At 70.5% G+C, this 14,489-nt stretch carries 16 protein-coding genes; 11 read left to right on the top strand and 5 right to left on the bottom strand.

What is annotated here, in order from left to right; all coding sequences use genetic code 11:
• Positions 1-38: 38 nt before the first annotated feature.
• The 3 genes from ABNQ39_RS26515 to ABNQ39_RS26505 are packed head-to-tail and all read right to left on the bottom strand — an operon-like array spanning position 39 to position 2,150.
• Positions 39-779 (bottom strand): hypothetical protein, encoded by a 741-nt coding sequence (locus ABNQ39_RS26515; RefSeq protein WP_376964043.1) that lies wholly within the window; start codon positions 777-779, stop codon positions 39-41.
• Positions 780-817: 38 nt separating this feature from the next.
• Positions 818-1,480, bottom strand: a complete 663-nt coding sequence (locus ABNQ39_RS26510; protein WP_376964040.1) for a hypothetical protein — start codon at positions 1,478-1,480, stop codon at positions 818-820.
• A 10-nt stretch (positions 1,481-1,490) separates the two neighbouring features.
• Positions 1,491-2,150 carry a hypothetical protein gene (locus ABNQ39_RS26505; protein WP_376964037.1) on the bottom strand — a complete coding sequence of 220 codons (660 nt, stop codon included), beginning with the start codon at positions 2,148-2,150 and terminating at the stop codon, positions 1,491-1,493.
• 443 nt (positions 2,151-2,593) lie between these two features.
• Between ABNQ39_RS26505 and ABNQ39_RS26500 the strand changes: the two genes are divergently transcribed.
• The 9 genes from ABNQ39_RS26500 to ABNQ39_RS26460 all read left to right on the top strand — a co-directional run bounded on the left by ABNQ39_RS26500 (position 2,594) and on the right by ABNQ39_RS26460 (position 9,489).
• On the top strand, positions 2,594-3,373 hold the full coding sequence (locus ABNQ39_RS26500; protein ID WP_376964034.1) for an aspartyl/asparaginyl beta-hydroxylase domain-containing protein: 780 nt from the start codon (positions 2,594-2,596) through the stop codon (positions 3,371-3,373).
• A gap of 138 nt (positions 3,374-3,511) precedes the next feature.
• Positions 3,512-4,672, top strand: a complete 1,161-nt coding sequence (locus ABNQ39_RS26495) for a PepSY-associated TM helix domain-containing protein (protein WP_376964031.1) — start codon at positions 3,512-3,514, stop codon at positions 4,670-4,672.
• On the top strand, positions 4,665-5,123 hold the full coding sequence (locus tag ABNQ39_RS26490) for a hypothetical protein (RefSeq protein ID WP_376964028.1): 459 nt from the start codon (positions 4,665-4,667) through the stop codon (positions 5,121-5,123). Before ABNQ39_RS26495 ends, ABNQ39_RS26490 begins: the two co-directional genes overlap by 8 nt.
• A complete protein-coding gene (locus tag ABNQ39_RS26485) occupies positions 5,120-5,443 on the top strand; it encodes a hypothetical protein (RefSeq protein WP_376964026.1) in 324 nt (107 codons plus the stop codon). The genes ABNQ39_RS26490 and ABNQ39_RS26485 overlap by 4 nt, the downstream gene beginning before the upstream one ends.
• Positions 5,444-5,456: 13 nt before the next feature.
• On the top strand, positions 5,457-6,044 hold the full coding sequence (locus ABNQ39_RS26480) for a DUF6162 family protein (protein WP_376964023.1): 588 nt from the start codon (positions 5,457-5,459) through the stop codon (positions 6,042-6,044).
• Positions 6,045-6,054: 10 nt separating this feature from the next.
• On the top strand, positions 6,055-6,984 hold the full coding sequence (locus tag ABNQ39_RS26475) for a metal ABC transporter solute-binding protein, Zn/Mn family (protein ID WP_376964020.1): 930 nt from the start codon (positions 6,055-6,057) through the stop codon (positions 6,982-6,984).
• Between the two features lie 5 nt (positions 6,985-6,989).
• Positions 6,990-7,733, top strand: a complete 744-nt coding sequence (locus ABNQ39_RS26470; protein WP_376965035.1) for a metal ABC transporter ATP-binding protein — start codon at positions 6,990-6,992, stop codon at positions 7,731-7,733.
• Positions 7,730-8,620 carry a metal ABC transporter permease gene (locus ABNQ39_RS26465; protein ID WP_376964018.1) on the top strand — a complete coding sequence of 297 codons (891 nt, stop codon included), beginning with the start codon at positions 7,730-7,732 and terminating at the stop codon, positions 8,618-8,620. The genes ABNQ39_RS26470 and ABNQ39_RS26465 overlap by 4 nt, the downstream gene beginning before the upstream one ends.
• On the top strand, positions 8,617-9,489 hold the full coding sequence (locus tag ABNQ39_RS26460) for a metal ABC transporter substrate-binding protein (protein ID WP_376964016.1): 873 nt from the start codon (positions 8,617-8,619) through the stop codon (positions 9,487-9,489). Before ABNQ39_RS26465 ends, ABNQ39_RS26460 begins: the two co-directional genes overlap by 4 nt.
• A gap of 37 nt (positions 9,490-9,526) precedes the next feature.
• On the opposite strand, the gene ABNQ39_RS26455 is transcribed toward ABNQ39_RS26460, so the two are convergent.
• Together ABNQ39_RS26455 and ABNQ39_RS26450 are read right to left on the bottom strand one after the other, a co-directional pair.
• Positions 9,527-11,470, bottom strand: coding sequence for a MacB family efflux pump subunit (locus ABNQ39_RS26455; protein ID WP_376964014.1), 1,944 nt, complete (start codon positions 11,468-11,470; stop codon positions 9,527-9,529).
• The gene (locus ABNQ39_RS26450; protein WP_376964011.1) at positions 11,467-12,675 is read right to left on the bottom strand and encodes an efflux RND transporter periplasmic adaptor subunit; all 1,209 of its coding nucleotides are present in this window, start codon (positions 12,673-12,675) and stop codon (positions 11,467-11,469) included. Before ABNQ39_RS26450 ends, ABNQ39_RS26455 begins: the two co-directional genes overlap by 4 nt.
• A gap of 284 nt (positions 12,676-12,959) precedes the next feature.
• Here ABNQ39_RS26450 and ABNQ39_RS26445 point away from each other — a divergent pair, with 284 nt between their 5' ends.
• Both ABNQ39_RS26445 and ABNQ39_RS26440 read left to right on the top strand, forming a co-directional pair.
• Positions 12,960-13,466: a sigma-70 family RNA polymerase sigma factor gene (locus ABNQ39_RS26445; RefSeq protein WP_109451093.1), complete on the top strand. Its 507-nt coding sequence runs from the start codon at positions 12,960-12,962 to the stop codon at positions 13,464-13,466.
• Positions 13,463-14,440, top strand: a complete 978-nt coding sequence (locus ABNQ39_RS26440; protein ID WP_376964008.1) for a FecR family protein — start codon at positions 13,463-13,465, stop codon at positions 14,438-14,440. Before ABNQ39_RS26445 ends, ABNQ39_RS26440 begins: the two co-directional genes overlap by 4 nt.
• Positions 14,441-14,489: the final 49 nt, after the last annotated feature.

Genomic DNA, 14,489 nt, shown 5'->3' with positions numbered 1-14,489 from the left:
TCCCGCCGATGCCTCGTGGCCGTCAATCGGGCAGCCGATCAGGCCGCCGATGCCGTGGTGGTGGGATACTTGACGACGGTCTGGGTGCCGGACTGGCCCGGATTGCCGGGGATTCCCGCACGGCCGCCGCCGGCGTTCGTACCGGCCACGGCGCTGCCGCCGGCCTCGTTCGCGCCACCGGCGCCACCGGTGCCGCCCTGGCCGGCGGAACCACCGGCCCCGCCGGTGCCGCCCGGCGTCAGCACCAGGATGTCGCCCGGATCGGTGTCCCAATAGACGGTCACCGATCCGCCATTCCCGCCATTGCCGCCGTTGGCACCGTCACCCCCGGTGCCGCCATTGCCGCCGGCACCGCCCTGGGTGGGGTTGCATTGCGGAGTCTTGCCGCTGCTGTCGGTGCAGACGGCCTGGTTCTTCCCGCCGTCGCCCCCGGCACCGCCGATGCCGCCGACACCGCCGTCGCCGCCATTGCCGCCGTCGCCGCCCTGCGCCAGGACGGTCAGCGAGCCGGACAGGCTGCCGTAATGGAGGATGAAGGGAGGCGGCGCCCCTCCGGAGGTGCCGGGGGTGCCGGAGCCTCCGACCGAACCGCCGCCGCCGGCCGTGCCGTTGGTGGCGCAGGTGCAGGTGTAGGTGGTGCCGCAGCAGCCCTTTTTGGGAGTGGCGCTGCCGGGGCTGCCGGGCACGCCCGCAGGTCCGGCGCCGCCGGCCGTGCCGTCAGCCCCGTTGGCTCCGCTGGATCCGCTGATCAGGATCTGAGCGTTGATCGAGTTCGTCATGTCAGGTGTCCGTTCTCGACGATGGTCGTGGGGTGGCGTCAGCCGTTGTTGGGCCGCATGGTCATCGTCGGTCCCTGGCCGGCCGGCGTGTTCTTGCCGGTGGCGCCGGGCGATCCCGGGCTGCCGCCCGCGCCGCCGGCATAACCGCCGGAGCCGCCGGCTCCCCCCTGGCCGAACGTCGTCGCATTGAGGCTGTAGGTCGGCGAGCCGACGATCTCGTCGTACAGAACGACGATGGCGGTGCCGATGGACGCGCCGTTGCCGCCCCCACCGCCATTGGCGCCGTTGCCGCCATTGCCGTTCTGGCCGGCCGCCATGTTGGACCCGTACTGTCCCTGGCAACAGCCGACCACGCTGGCGCCGGCACCGCCGCTTCCGCCCGCGCCGCCATTGCCGCCATTGCCGCCGGTTCCACCGTTGCCGCCGGTGACCAGGGCATTGAAGGCGCCGGAGACCGTCCCGACCAGGAAGGTCAGGCTTGCCGGGCAGCTGCCGTCGCTGCCGGACGAGCCGCCCGTCCCGTTGCCGCCGGCGCTGCCGTTGGTCGCGCTGGTCGGCGCCGTGACGCAGGACGCGTTGTTCTTGCCGCCGCAGGTGCCCCCGGTCGCATTCCTGCCCGAAGAGCCCTGTCCGCCGGGACTGCCGCTGGTGCCGGTCGTCCCATTGGTGCCGGTGACGGTGATGTTGTAGATGACACCCATTGGGCAGCCCTCACAGCATATTGATCTGGGCGGCCTTGAAGGTCACCGGGATGAGGATCTGGATCTGTCCGCCCTGCTGCACGGTGACGGTGCCGAAGATGGCGACCGCGCCGAGGACCGGGTCCTGGGTGACGTACGGGCTGTTGGGACCGATGACCAGGGGGTTGCCCGGCGTGACGGTGATGTCCTGGCCGGTGGTCAGCAGAACCTGATTGGGGAAGCGCAGGGCGTTGATCACCGGCTCGAAGGCCTTGACCTTCTGGCTGTCGCCGTGGATGAAGGCCATCATCGCCTGGCCGATGGTCTTCTGGTCGGCGGGATGGATCAGGCTCTCCAGCGCGCAGTTGTCGTTGCGCGCCCGTTCGATCGCCTTGTCGAAATCGGTCTGCACCGGCTGGGTCGGATAGCGGACGCTGCGGTCGGCATGCGGGTTCGCCGCGAAATGATCGTCGGAAATCCCGGCGATGTCCTTCAGCTGCTGGACCGACTGCAGGGTGACCAGCTTGGAGCCCAGATTGTCCTCCGACGGGTCGGAGGAGATCACCATCGGGCCCTTGTGGGTCTCCGGGCCGAACGACCGGCCTGCGAGCTGATCGAGGGTCAGGTCGACGGGCTTCACCGCCTTGTTCAGAAATGCGACATGCTGCTCGCGGTACGAGGCAAAGCTCACGATTATTCTCCCGCTCGTATATGGATGTTTGTCCGTCACACGCCGATGCTTCGCGGCTCGGCAGGCTGCTGCCTGACGGTCGGGTTCCGGCTTTTTTGGGAAAGTATTTGTTCTTATGTGCCGGCGAAGTGTGCAATTGATGCTCTTATTGTGTCAATAACAAACAAACATAATTTTTCGATTATCAGAACTATGACAACAATTTGGAATCTAAAATCCTTCTGCATGCGAATGTACTGTTTAAAATCACACCAAGGTGGGCAATTTTTCAAAATAAATGCCTGTGTATGCTTACGAAATATCTTCACGACTCATGGACATCGAAGCAAAACATATGTCTATATAGTGGAGAGGAGCGCGCAACCCGGCCGATCGGAAGGCCGCGAGGACCGGTGTTTCGGCGGCCCGCCTCCCACACATCCTTGTTTCCAAGGGGACCCAGTATGCTGACCCTGCAGAAGACCGATCCCAACGGGCTGATCCCGACCCTGCGGCGCTGGCGCCGCAACATGTCGCTCTACAAGTCGGGAGCGCTGTTCAACCCGCTGTTCGACCTGCACACCGGCGGCGCCTCCCGTCCGGTGTTTCACGACATCGACCGGGAAATGCCCGCTCTGCGCCGGATCGATGCGGCCTACGACACCATCCGCGGCGAATTCGACCAAGTGCTGGCCGCCTACGAGCGGCTGCCCTCCTACCACAGCATCGACACCGACGTGATCCACTCGTCGGGCCGGCTGCAGCGCGACCGGCGGTGGAGCGTGTTCATGCTGACCTGTTTCGGCCGCGTGCCGCAGGCCGCCCGGACGCTGGCGCCGCGCACGCTGGAGCTGGTCCGGGATATTCCCGGCGTCTATCAGGCGATGTTCTCGATTCTGGAGCCGGGCAAGAGCGTGCGCGCCCATGAAGGGCCGTCGCGCATGTATCTGCGCTATCATCTGGCATTGCGCGTGCCGACGGTCCGGCCGCCGCACATCCGGGTGAAGGACCGGATCCATCAGTGGAAGGAGCGCGAAAGCGTGCTGTTCGACGATTCCTGGGATCACGAGGTGGTCAACGACAGCCCGGAACTGCGCGCGATCCTGATGATCGATGTCGCGCGCCCGATGCCGGCCCCCTTGCGGATGGTGGCCAAGGGCATGGCGACGATGGCCTCGCTGCATTATGCGCCCCGCATCGTCCGCACCATGGATGCGCTGGTGCCGCCGCCGCCGGGCCGCTGAATGGGCCGCTGAACGGGGCGCGGCCGCCACAGGCGGGCTTGCGCCCGGATTCCGACCCGCATCCGAAAAAATGAGAATCCTTCGCATTTCATCCTGAGGCTGGAGGCCCGCCCGTTCGTCTGAAGGGGAAGGGCGAGGATGTTCCGTGCGGAGAGGATCGAGATGAGTGGTGGCAAGTCGCGCACGCGGCTGTGGTTCCTGTGGCATTCCTGGCTGGCGATGCCGATCTGGGCCTTCCTGTTTTTCATCTGCGTCACCGGCACCATCGCCGTGGTCAGCACCGAGATCACGTGGCTGGTCGATCCGTCGATGCGGGCGTCGGGCGAGGGGCAGCCGCTGCCGCCGGGCGCGCTGATCGCCGCGGCCGAGGCGGCTGCACCCGGCGGGCGGGTCGAGTCGCTGAGCTGGGGCGGCTCCCACATGGCGGTGGGCGCCGAGATGGCGCTGCCCGACGGCACCTTCACCACCGCCTGGGTCAACCCGGTCACCGGCGTGGTCCAGGGCCTGTCCCCCGGCAATTCGTTCCGCCAGTTCATCCGGGCGCTGCACGGCTGGCTGATGACCTACCCGACCGGCTGGTATCTGGTGACGGCGCTGGCCGTCCCGCTGGCCGGCTCGCTCGTCACCGGGCTCGTGGTCTACAAGCGCTTCTGGAAATCCTTCTACCAACCGCGCATCCGCTGGAAGCAGGCGCCCCGCGTGATGTGGGGCGACCTGCACCGCGTCGCCGGCACCTGGTCGATCTGGTTCATCGCCGTCATCTCCATCACCAGCCTGTGGTTCCTGATCTACATCGCCCTGTTCCATCTCGGCATCGGCCTGGGGGGCGGCAAGGCGCCGGTGATGGTCGCCCGCGACCAGATTCCCGTGTCGGCGGTCAGGCCGAAAATCGACGCCGACGCCGTGGTGGCCGCGGCCATGACCGCCCTGCCCGAGATGCGGCTGCGCTACCTGCACCTGCCCGACACCGCCTACGACACCGCGTCGGTGTTCGGCTCCAGCGGGCAGGTGCCGCTGCTGCCGGACATCGTCCGCGTCAACCCCTACACCGCCGAGGTGATCGTCGTGGAGGGCGGGCTGGAGGGCTCGTCCGGCGTCGAGCTGACCCGCACCATCATGCGGGCGCTCCACACCGGCGATTTCGGCGGCCTGCCGGTCAAGCTGATCTGGTTCGCCTTCGGCTCGCTGATGAGCCTGCTGGTGTTCAGCGGCATGCTGATCTGGACCAAGCGGACGGCGCGCGCCACGGTCGAGGCGGTGCGCGGGCTGAGGACGGCGAGGGCATCCTCCAATGCGTAAATTTTGGCATCGCAGCAAATTCCATCTCAGCGCGCTGATGATGCTGGTGCCGCTTCCCTTCCTGCCGAACTATTTCAGCCCGAAGCCGATCTTCGCCCCGCCCGAGATCCGGCGCGACGTCAGCGCCGGCCCCTTCCCGATCACGCTCGTCACCCACGACGAGTCGCCGCATTGGGCCGGCAACGGCGAATGGATGAAGGAATACCACGTCCATCTCCGCCCGGCCGACATCGACAAGGTGCGCGGCGTCTTCCTGCGCGTCGGCAAGCCGCGGAACCTGCGCGCCGCAGGCGCGCTCAGCTTCGGCAACCCGTACGAGCGCGAGGCGGAGGTGGCGGTGCCGGCCGAGCCGGCCGGGACCGAGGAGCTGTGGGTGACGGTCGAGGACTGGAGCGGACGCATCCATCAGACCTCGACCCCGCTGGCCGGTTTTCTGGGAGGAAAGCGATGACTGCCCGTATTCATGCCCTGGCGGTCGCCGCCGCCCTGTCAGCCCTGTGCGCCGCCACCGCCGCCCACGCCCATTACCCGGTCTGCGAATGCAGGATGGCGGACGGCCAGACGGTGGTCTGCACCGGCGGTTTCTCCGACGGCTCGAAGGCGCCCGGCGTGGTGCTGGACGTGATCGCCTACGACGAGCAGGTGCTGGTCAAGGGCAAGCTGGGCGAGGACTCCACCCTGTCCTTCCCGCGCCCGGCCCAGGATTTCTACGTGCTGTTCGATGCCGGCCCCGGCCACACGGTCGAGATCGAGCACAGCGCGATCAAATAGGGTTCTCCACCCCATGCATCACCAGATCGTCCGCCGTGCCGGCGCCGAGCGCGAGACCCTGTGGGTCCTGCTCGCCGCCGGCCTGATCCTCGCCACCGCCACGGCGGCGGTCGGGCTGCGGCCGGCACCGGACGCGGAGGCCGCCCTGGCCGCCCACCAGATCGACTCCCGTACCGCCCTGACCGCCGCGGAACAGGGGTTGCACGCCGACCTCAGGATGGCGGCAGACGAAATCGCCGCCCTGCGCAAGGCCGACGGCCGGACTCCCACCCCGGCCGAGCTGGCCGCCCAGGCCCTGCCGCCCTTCGCCGCCGACGCCAGCGCCGCGGCACGCGGCGGCCATGCCTGGACCCTGGCGGAAGCCGGCGGGACGGTCGCCTATGCCGGCCTGTCCGCCGATCCCGCAACAGCGGGGTCACTGCTCCTGCTGCTGGACAGGCAAGACGGCGGGCGCGACGACGGTCATGGGGACGGCCATGGCCCCGCGATCTGGCTGAAGCGCGCCGCCGAAGCGCCGCCCGCCCGCCTCGACGAGGCCTCGCTGGCCGCCGCCGGCTGGAAGCGGATCACCTCCACCTTCACCGCCGGCGTGACCCGATGAGTGTGCCCTTATGAGCCTTTCCCTGAACCGCCGCCGCTTCCTCGCCGCCACCCTGGCGGCCGGCGTTCTTCCCGCCAGCGCCGGCGCTGCCGCCGACCGCAAGCGCTTCGGCATCACCCTGCACCCCTATTATTCCTACGTCGCCAACATCGTCGGCGACCGGGCAGAGGTGGTGCCGATCATCCCCGCCGGCTTCAACCCGCATGCCTACGAGCCGCGGCCGGAGGATATCCAGCGCATCGGCAGCCTCGACGCCATCGTGCTGAACGGCATCGGCCACGACGATTTCGCCGGGCGGATGATCGCCGCCTCGTCCAAGCCCAAGCTGCCGGTGGTCGAGGCCAACGCCGACGTGCCGCTGCTGCCCGCCGCCGGGTCGGCAGCGCAGTCGGCGGCGCGGGCGTCCGGCAAGATCGTCAACCCGCACAGCTTCCTGTCGATCACCGGCTCGGTTCTTCAGGTCGCCACCATCGCCCGCGAGCTGGGGCGGCTCGACCCGGCCAATGCCGAGGCCTACACCGCCAACGCCCGGACCTACTCCCGCCGGCTGCGCCAGCTGCGCGCCGACGCGCTGGGCAAGCTGGCGAGCGCCGGCGACACCCGCCTCAGGGTCGCCACCATCCACGGCGCCTACGATTACCTGCTGCGCGAGTTCGGGCTGGAGGTCTCCGCCGTCGTCGAGCCGGCCCACGGCATCGAGCCCAGCCCGGCCCAGCTTGCCGAGACCATCGCGACGATGCGCAGGCTCGACGTCCAGGTGATCTTCTCGGAGCTGAACTTCCCCAGCGCCTATGTCGAGACGATCCGCCGCGAGACCGGCATCCGGCTCTACAGCTTCTCCCACATCTCGCATGGCGACTATGCCGCCGACCGGTTCGAGCGCGAGATGACCCGCAACATGGACACGCTGGTCCAGGCGATGCTGGAGACCGGGCCTTGAGCGGCATGAGAAGAAACGGCCCCGCCATCCTGTTCGACCGCGTCGACCTGACGCTCGGCCGCACCGCCATCCTCGAACAGGTCTCGCTCGCCGTGGCTCCCGGCGCCGTCCATGCGGTGGTCGGCCCCAACGGCGGCGGCAAGTCGTCGCTGATCCGCGCCCTGCTGGGACAGGCGCCGCACCGCGGCACCATCCGGCTCGACTGGCCGGGGGACGGCGGACGGGATGCGCCGGGCACCATCGCCTATGTGCCGCAGGCGGTCGAGTTCGACCGCGGCCTGCCGCTGACGGTGGAGGATTTCCTGGCCGTGCTGTGCCAGCGCCGCCCCGCCTTCCTCGGACCGGACCGCCGGCTCGGCTACGGCGAGGCGCTGGCCCGCGTCGGCATGGCCGGCAAGGGCCGCCGCCGCTTCGGCGCCCTGTCGGGCGGCGAGCGCCAGCGCGTGCTGCTCGCCCAGGCGCTGATCCCGACGCCCGACCTGATCGTCCTCGACGAGCCGATGACCGCACTCGACGAGGCCGGCGTCGCCATCTTCGAAACCCTGCTGGCCGAACTGACAACCGCCGGCACCACCATCCTGTGGGTCGAGCACGACCTCGCCCAGGTGCGGCGGCTGGCGACGCGGGTGTCGGGGCTGAACCGGCGCGTGCTGTTCGACGGCCCACCGCCGGAGATGCTGTCGCCCGACCGGGTGCTCGGCCTGTTCTCCGCCACCCCCCGCAGCATGGCCGGGGCACTGGCGTCATGAGCTTCGAAACACTCCGCGCCCTGATCCAGGGGTGGGCCGCGGCCGGGTGGCTGCCCGCCGGGCTGACTCACGGCTTTCTGGTCAACGCGCTGCTCTCCGGTCTGGTCATCGGCCCGGTGCTGGGCGGGCTCGGCACGCTGGTGGTGACCAAGCGGCTGGCCTTCTTCTCCGAAGCGGTCGGCCACGCCGCGCTGACCGGGGTCGCCATCGGCATTCTGGTGGGGGAACCCTACACCGGCCCCTATGCCAGCCTGTTCGGCTACTGCCTGCTGTTCGCGCTGCTGGTCAACTACACCCGCAACCGCAGCAACCTGACGTCGGACACGCTGATCGGCGTCTTCCTGTCGGTATCGCTGGCGCTCGGCGCCAGCCTGCTGCTGGTCCTGGCGAGCCGGGTCAACATCCACATTCTGGAAAACGTGCTGTTCGGCTCGGTGCTGACGGTGGACGACCGCGACCTGACGGTACTGCTGGCGGTGGCGCTGGGCGTCACCCTGCCGATGCTGGCGCTGTTCAACCGGCTGCTGCTGGCCAGCTTCAACCCGGCGCTGGCGCGGGTGCGCGGCGTGCCGGTGAAGGGGCTCGACTATCTGTTCATCGTGCTGGTGACGGTGGTCACCGTCGCCTCAGTCAAGATCATCGGCGCCATCCTGGTCGGCGCCCTGCTGGTGATCCCGGCCGCCGCCGCCCGCGTCGTCGCCACGTCGCTGCGTGGCTTCTTCCTGCTGTCGGTCGCCTTCGCCAGCATCGCGGCGGTGGCCGGCATCCTGCTGCCGGTGCAGTTCGCCCTGCCGGTGCCGTCCGGCGGCGCCATCATCCTGGCGGCCGGGCTGCTGTTCCTCGGCGCGCTGCTGGCGCGTCTGGTCATGAGAGGGGACGAGGGATGAAACGTGTCACGCTCGCAGCGCTCCTGCTGCTGGCGACGGCCCCGGTCGCGCAGACCGCCGGCGCCGAAACAGTGCTGGCCGGGCATCCGGTCACCGCCGGGCTCGCCCGGGCGCTGACCCGCGGCACGGCGGTGGAGGTCGAGGCGGCGGTGCCGCCCGCCATCCCGATGGGCCGCCAGCAGTCCTTCCTCAGCGGGCGCGGCGAGGCCAAGTTCGCCGAGGCGGCGCGCAAGGCCGACGCGGTGCTGACCCTGCGCTCGGTCTGGGTGGAGGATCCGCTCTATCCGCTGGCGCGGCGCGCCAACATCCGGCTGGTCGAGATCGACGCCGCCCGGCCGGTGGACGGCGCCCTGCCCGGCATCGCGCTGCGCGACGGCGCCGCCTTCCCCTGGCTGGGCGTCGCCAACGCCGGGCGGATGGCAGACATCCTGGCCGCCGACCTGCGGCGCCTCTACCCGGCCTCGGCCGCCGCCATCGACGCCAACCTCGCCACGGTGAAGCGCAGCCTGCTGGCGCTGTCCTCGCGGACGGCGCAGAGCTTCGCCGCGCTGCCCGACCCGTCGGTGGCGGCGCTGTCCGACCGCTTCGCCATGCTCGCCGCCGATTTCGGCCTCGACCTGCGCAAGGTCTGGACCCGCGACGACCGCGACTGGACGCCGGAGCGGCTGGTCGAACTGACCGCCTTTCTCCGGGCCGAACGCATCCCGGCGGTGCTCCACCACCGCCAGCCCGCCCCGCAGATCGCCCAGGCCGTCGCCGACGGCGGCGCCCGCCTGATCGTGCTGGACAGCCTGGAGAGCGGCCCCCCCGCCGCCATCGACACCGCCCTGGCGAAGATCGCCGAACAGCTGGAGACGGGGCTGCGCTGAGCCCCGCCCCCTTCCCGTCCTCTCCCCCTGCCCCGCCCTACTCGCTCGACAGCGCCGCCACCGGGTCGAGGCGGGCGGCGCGGCGGGCGGGGATCAGGCCGAAGACCAGCCCGGTCACCACCGCCGAGGTCACCGCCCCGGCGATGGCCGTCGCCGTGAACAGCACGGGCATCACGAACAGCCCGACCAGCGCCCCGCTCGCCAGCCCCAGCGCCACCCCGACCAGACCGCCCAGCCCGGCGACAAGCGCCGCCTCCATCAGGAACTGGCGCTCGATGTCGGCGGCCCGCGCCCCGGCGGCCATGCGGATGCCGATCTCGCGGGTCCGCTCGGTCACGCTGACAAGCATGATGTTCATCACCCCGATGCCGCCGACCAGCAGCGTCACCACCGCGGCGCTGCCGAGCAGCAGCGTCATGGTGTCCTGCGTCTCGGTCGCCGTCTTGATGCGCGCGGTCACGTCGCGGATCTGGAAATCCTCCTGACCGTGCCGCTTGGTCATCAGCGCGCCGATGGCGTCGCGGGTCTCGGCGATGCGCCCGACATTGTGGACCGACACCAGGATCAGTTGGAGGTCGGGCTTGCCGACCAGCCGCTGCACCCCGGTGGACAACGGCACGAACACCCAGTCGTCGGTGTCCTGGCTGCCGGTGAGGTCGCCCTTCTGCCCCATCACGCCGGTGACCTGGAAGGGGATGTTGTTGACCTGCACATGGCGGCCGAGCGGCGATTCGCCGTTCGGGAACAGCCGCTTCGCGACATTGTGGCCGAGCACGGCGACCGCCGCCCCGGCCCGCTCGTCGGCGGTGGTGAAGAACGAGCCGAGCGCCACCGGCCAACGGTGGGTCAGCGGCAGCGAGGCCGAGGTCGCCAGCCCGCTGGTGCGGTGGTCGATGTTGCCGTAGCGCACCATCACCGGCATGTCGAGATAGGGCATGACGCTCTCGACGTTGGGAAGCCGCAGGATGGCCTCGCCGTCCGCCTCGGTCAGCGGCGTGGTCGGCAGGCGGGGATCGCCGCTGCCGGCCAGCACATAGACCAAGTTTACCCCCAGCGCGCCGACCCGCGCCATCACCGCCCGCTTGGCGCCCTCGCCGATGGCGAGCAGCGCGATCACCGACGCCACGCCGATGACGATGCCGAGCAGGGTCAGCGCCGTCCGGAAACCGTTCGCCCCCAGCGAGCGCAGCGCCGCCGCGAATGCCTCCCCGGCGCTGGTCCAGACGGAGGCCGGGGTATGGCGCTCCGCGGGAGCCGAGGCGGGAGCGGCGGCACCGGGCCGCCTGCCGCCATCGGTGCCAGTGTCGGCGACGATGCGCCCGTCCCGCATCTCCACCACCCGGTCGGCGGCCTCGGCCACCTTGCGGTCGTGGGTGATCAAGACGATGGTGCGGCCCTCGGCGGCCAGTTCGCGCAGCAGGGCCACCACCTCGGCGCCGCTGGCGCTGTCGAGCGCGCCGGTCGGCTCGTCGGCCAGGATCACCGGCGCACCGTTCATCAGCGCCCGCGCGATCGACACGCGCTGCTGCTGGCCGCCAGACAGCTGGTTGGGCCGGTGGTGGCGGCGCTCCGCCAGCCCGAGCCGGCCGAGCAGTGCCGCGGCGCGGCTTTCCCGCAAGGCGGCGGGCAGGCCGGCATAGCGGCCCGGCATCTCGACATTCTCCTGCGCCGAGGTGCCGGGGATCAGGTGATAATGCTGGAAGACGAAGCCGAAGCCGTCGCGCCGCAGCGCCGCCCGCTCGTCGCCCTCCAACTCCGACACGTCGCGCCCGTTGACCCGATAGCTGCCGGAGGTCGGGCGGTCGAGCCCGCCGAGGATGTTCATCAGCGTCGATTTGCCCGAGCCGGAGCTGCCGACGATGGCGACGAACTCCCCCGCCCCGACGGTCAGCGAGACGCCGCGCAGCACCTCCACCGCGACGACGCCGCCGGTGGCGTAGGTCTTGCGGATGTCCTCCAGGACAAGGAGGGGGGCGCTCACAGCCGGAACCCGATGCGCGGCGGCCGGCCGTCGTCGGTCCGCCAGCCCACCACGATCCGCTCGCCCTCGGCCAGCCCTTGCAGGATCTGGGCGTTGAAGCGGTCGCGCACGCCGATGCGCACCTCGCGCGTCACGACGGCGCCGCCCTCCCCGATCATCGCGACGCTGTGCCGCCCGGACGCCTCGTCCGTCGCGGTCAGGGCGGCGACCGGTACGGTCAGCGCATCCTTCGCCTCGGCGGCGACGAAGAAGACCTGGGCGGTCATCTCCGGGCGCAGCTCGCCGCGCTCGTTGGCAACCTCGAACAGGGCGGTGTAGAGCACCACGGTGCTGGCCCCCGTCCCGCCGCCCGACGCCGCCGCGTTATTGGCGGAGCCGCTCGTCACCGGCTTCGGCGGCGCCGGCAGGATCTGCTGCAAGCGCGCCGTCCAGCGCCGGCCGGGATGGCCGAGCGTGGTGAAGTAGAGCGGCATGCCGTCGGTCAGGCGGGTGATGTCGGCCTCCGACACCTGGGTCCAGACGGTCATGGCCGACAGGTCGGCGATCCGCATCAGGACCGGCGCCTCGTAGGTCGAGTTGATGGTCTGGCCCTGGCGGGCGTCCACCGCGATCAGCGTGCCGCTCATCGGCGCGTAGATGCGGGTGTAGCCGAGCTGCGCCTCGTCGGCCTGGAGGGTCGAGTCCGTCTGGCGGATCTGGGCGAGCGTGGCATCGACCTGGGCGGCGGCGGTGCGCGCCTCCATCCGCGCCTGGTCGTAGGACTCGCCGCGCCCGGCCTCGACCCGCCGCAGCGCGGTCTGGCGGGCAAGCTGGGCCTGGGCGAAGTCGGCGCGTGCTCGCAGCTCGTCCAGCAGGGCGGTCAGGCGGGCGCGCTCGGCGCGGCCGGCTTCGACCTTGGCCTGTTGCAGGGCGGGGTCGATCTCGGCCAGCAGGTCGCCCTCGCGCACCATCTGCCCGACCTTGACGTGCAGCCGCATCAGCTGGCCCGACACCTGGGCGCCGACATCGACATAGGCGCGCGGCTGGATCTTGCCGAGTGCGGTCACCGTGTCCTCGACCGTGCCGCGCCCGATCGTCGCAAGTTCGGCGGAGGCGGCAGGATCGCCGGGACGCAGCAGGGCGGCGGTGGCGAAGCCGGCGACGACCACCCCGACGGCGAAAACGGCCCTGTACCGGCGGCGGGCGGGCGGGGGTGATCTTGTCATGGCGGCGGTCGCTGTCCCTGATGGAGATGAAATGCGCGAATGCGTATCGTTCTCAATTATAGACGTTTGGCGGACCCTCGATCCTCACCCCCAAAGCGACATTATCCAGCCGGCGGAAACGGGCGCACAGACCGCCTCCACGTCATGACGACCGCCGCCGCCCACTCCCTCACCCCAGTTTCGCAAAGTTTTTTGCAAAGGGCGATGTATTGATTGCGAATGATTATCATTCATGGTTAGGACTGGATTTCCGATGGATCGCTGGAACGGGTGTCGCCGAGGTCATGGCTGAAAGAGACCGGTCTTCCCTGCTGGGTCTGCTGATCGTCCATTATGAGGAGATGACCGGCCATCTGGCCCGGCGCCTCGGATCGCTCTGCCTTGCCGAAGACGTCGTGCAGGACACCTACCTGCGCCTGCGCAGCCTGGCCGCCCTGCCGGAGATCGACAACCCCCGCTCCTACCTGTTCCGCATGGCCGACAACATCGCGCTCGACCGGCTGCGGGCGGAGACCCGGCGCGGACGCCGCTTCGCCCCGGCCGAACTGGGGATGGAGCGCCCGCTGGAGGAGCCCGACGCGGAAACCGCCCTGGAGCACAAGCAGCGGCTGGAGCGGCTGAGCCACGCGCTGGCCGAACTGCCGCCGCGCTGCCGGGAGGTGTTTCTGCTTCACAAATTCGACGGATTGAGCCATGCCGACATCGCCGCGCGCCTGGGCATTTCGCGCAGCATGGTGGAGAAGCATGTGATGAAGGCCTTGGCCCATTGCCGCGACCGGCTGGCTCTGTGACCGGTCGCGACGGCAGACCGCCGGAACCGTCCGGCGACCCGCGCGAGGCGGCGCTGGCATGGTTCGTCCGGCTGGAGTCCGGCGATGCGGACGCCGCCGACCGGGCCGCCTTCGCCGACTGGCTGGCGCGGGATCCGGCGCATCGGCAGGAGTTCGACCGGCTGTCCGGCGTCTGGGGCGATCTCGGCCGCCTGCCCGACCCGCGTTTGCCAAACCCGCGCCGCCCGGACCCGCGCCGTGCCGTCCGCCCGCTGCCGACCCGGCGCCGGCTGCTGGCATTCGGCGTGGGCGGTGCCGCGGCCTGCGCCGCCGGGCTGGGCGCGACGGTGGTCCTGACCGGCTGGCCGGGCGAGATCCGCACCGGCACCGGCGAGCGCCGCTCGCTGGCGCTTGCCGACGGCTCGTCGGTCGAACTCGACGCCGGCAGCGCGCTCGCCGTGGAGTTTTCCGCCGCGGAGCGCCGGGTCCGCCTGATCGACGGCCGGGCGCGCTTCGCCGCCGCCGCCGATCCGGGGCGCCCCTTCGCGGTGGCCTGCGCCGACGGCAGCGTCACCATGGTCGACGCCACCGTCACCGTGCACCGCCGGCCGGAGGATGTGGTGGTCGCGGTCGAAAAAGGCACGGCCACGCTGGCGGCGGGAGACCGGCCGCCGGTCCATCTCGCCGCCGGCCATTGCCGCAGCTACGGCCCGGACGGACCCGGCCCGCTGCTGCGCGACGGGGTGGCGGCGGAGACCGCGTGGCGGCAGGGGCGGCTGGTCTTCCAGGCCCAGCCGCTCGATGCGGTGGTCGCCGACCTCAACCGCTACCATCCCGCCCGCATCCTGCTGTGGGACCGTCCGCTCGCCGCTCTGCGGGTGGACGGCAGCGTCGACATCGCCCGCCCGGACGTGGCGCTCAACGCCATCGTCCGCACCCTGCCCGTGCGCACGATGCGGCCTTTTCCCGGACTGGTCATCATCCGTTCCGTCTAACCGGTTCCGCAGAGTTTTTTTGCGAAGGGGGGTGAGGGACCGCCCTTCG

Source organism: Azospirillum sp. A26 (assembly GCF_042604635.1).
Lineage (GTDB): Bacteria > Pseudomonadota > Alphaproteobacteria > Azospirillales > Azospirillaceae > Azospirillum > Azospirillum palustre.
The sequence above is the reverse complement of the archived record's forward strand: the minus strand, read 5'-3'. Positions and strand labels throughout refer to the sequence as shown.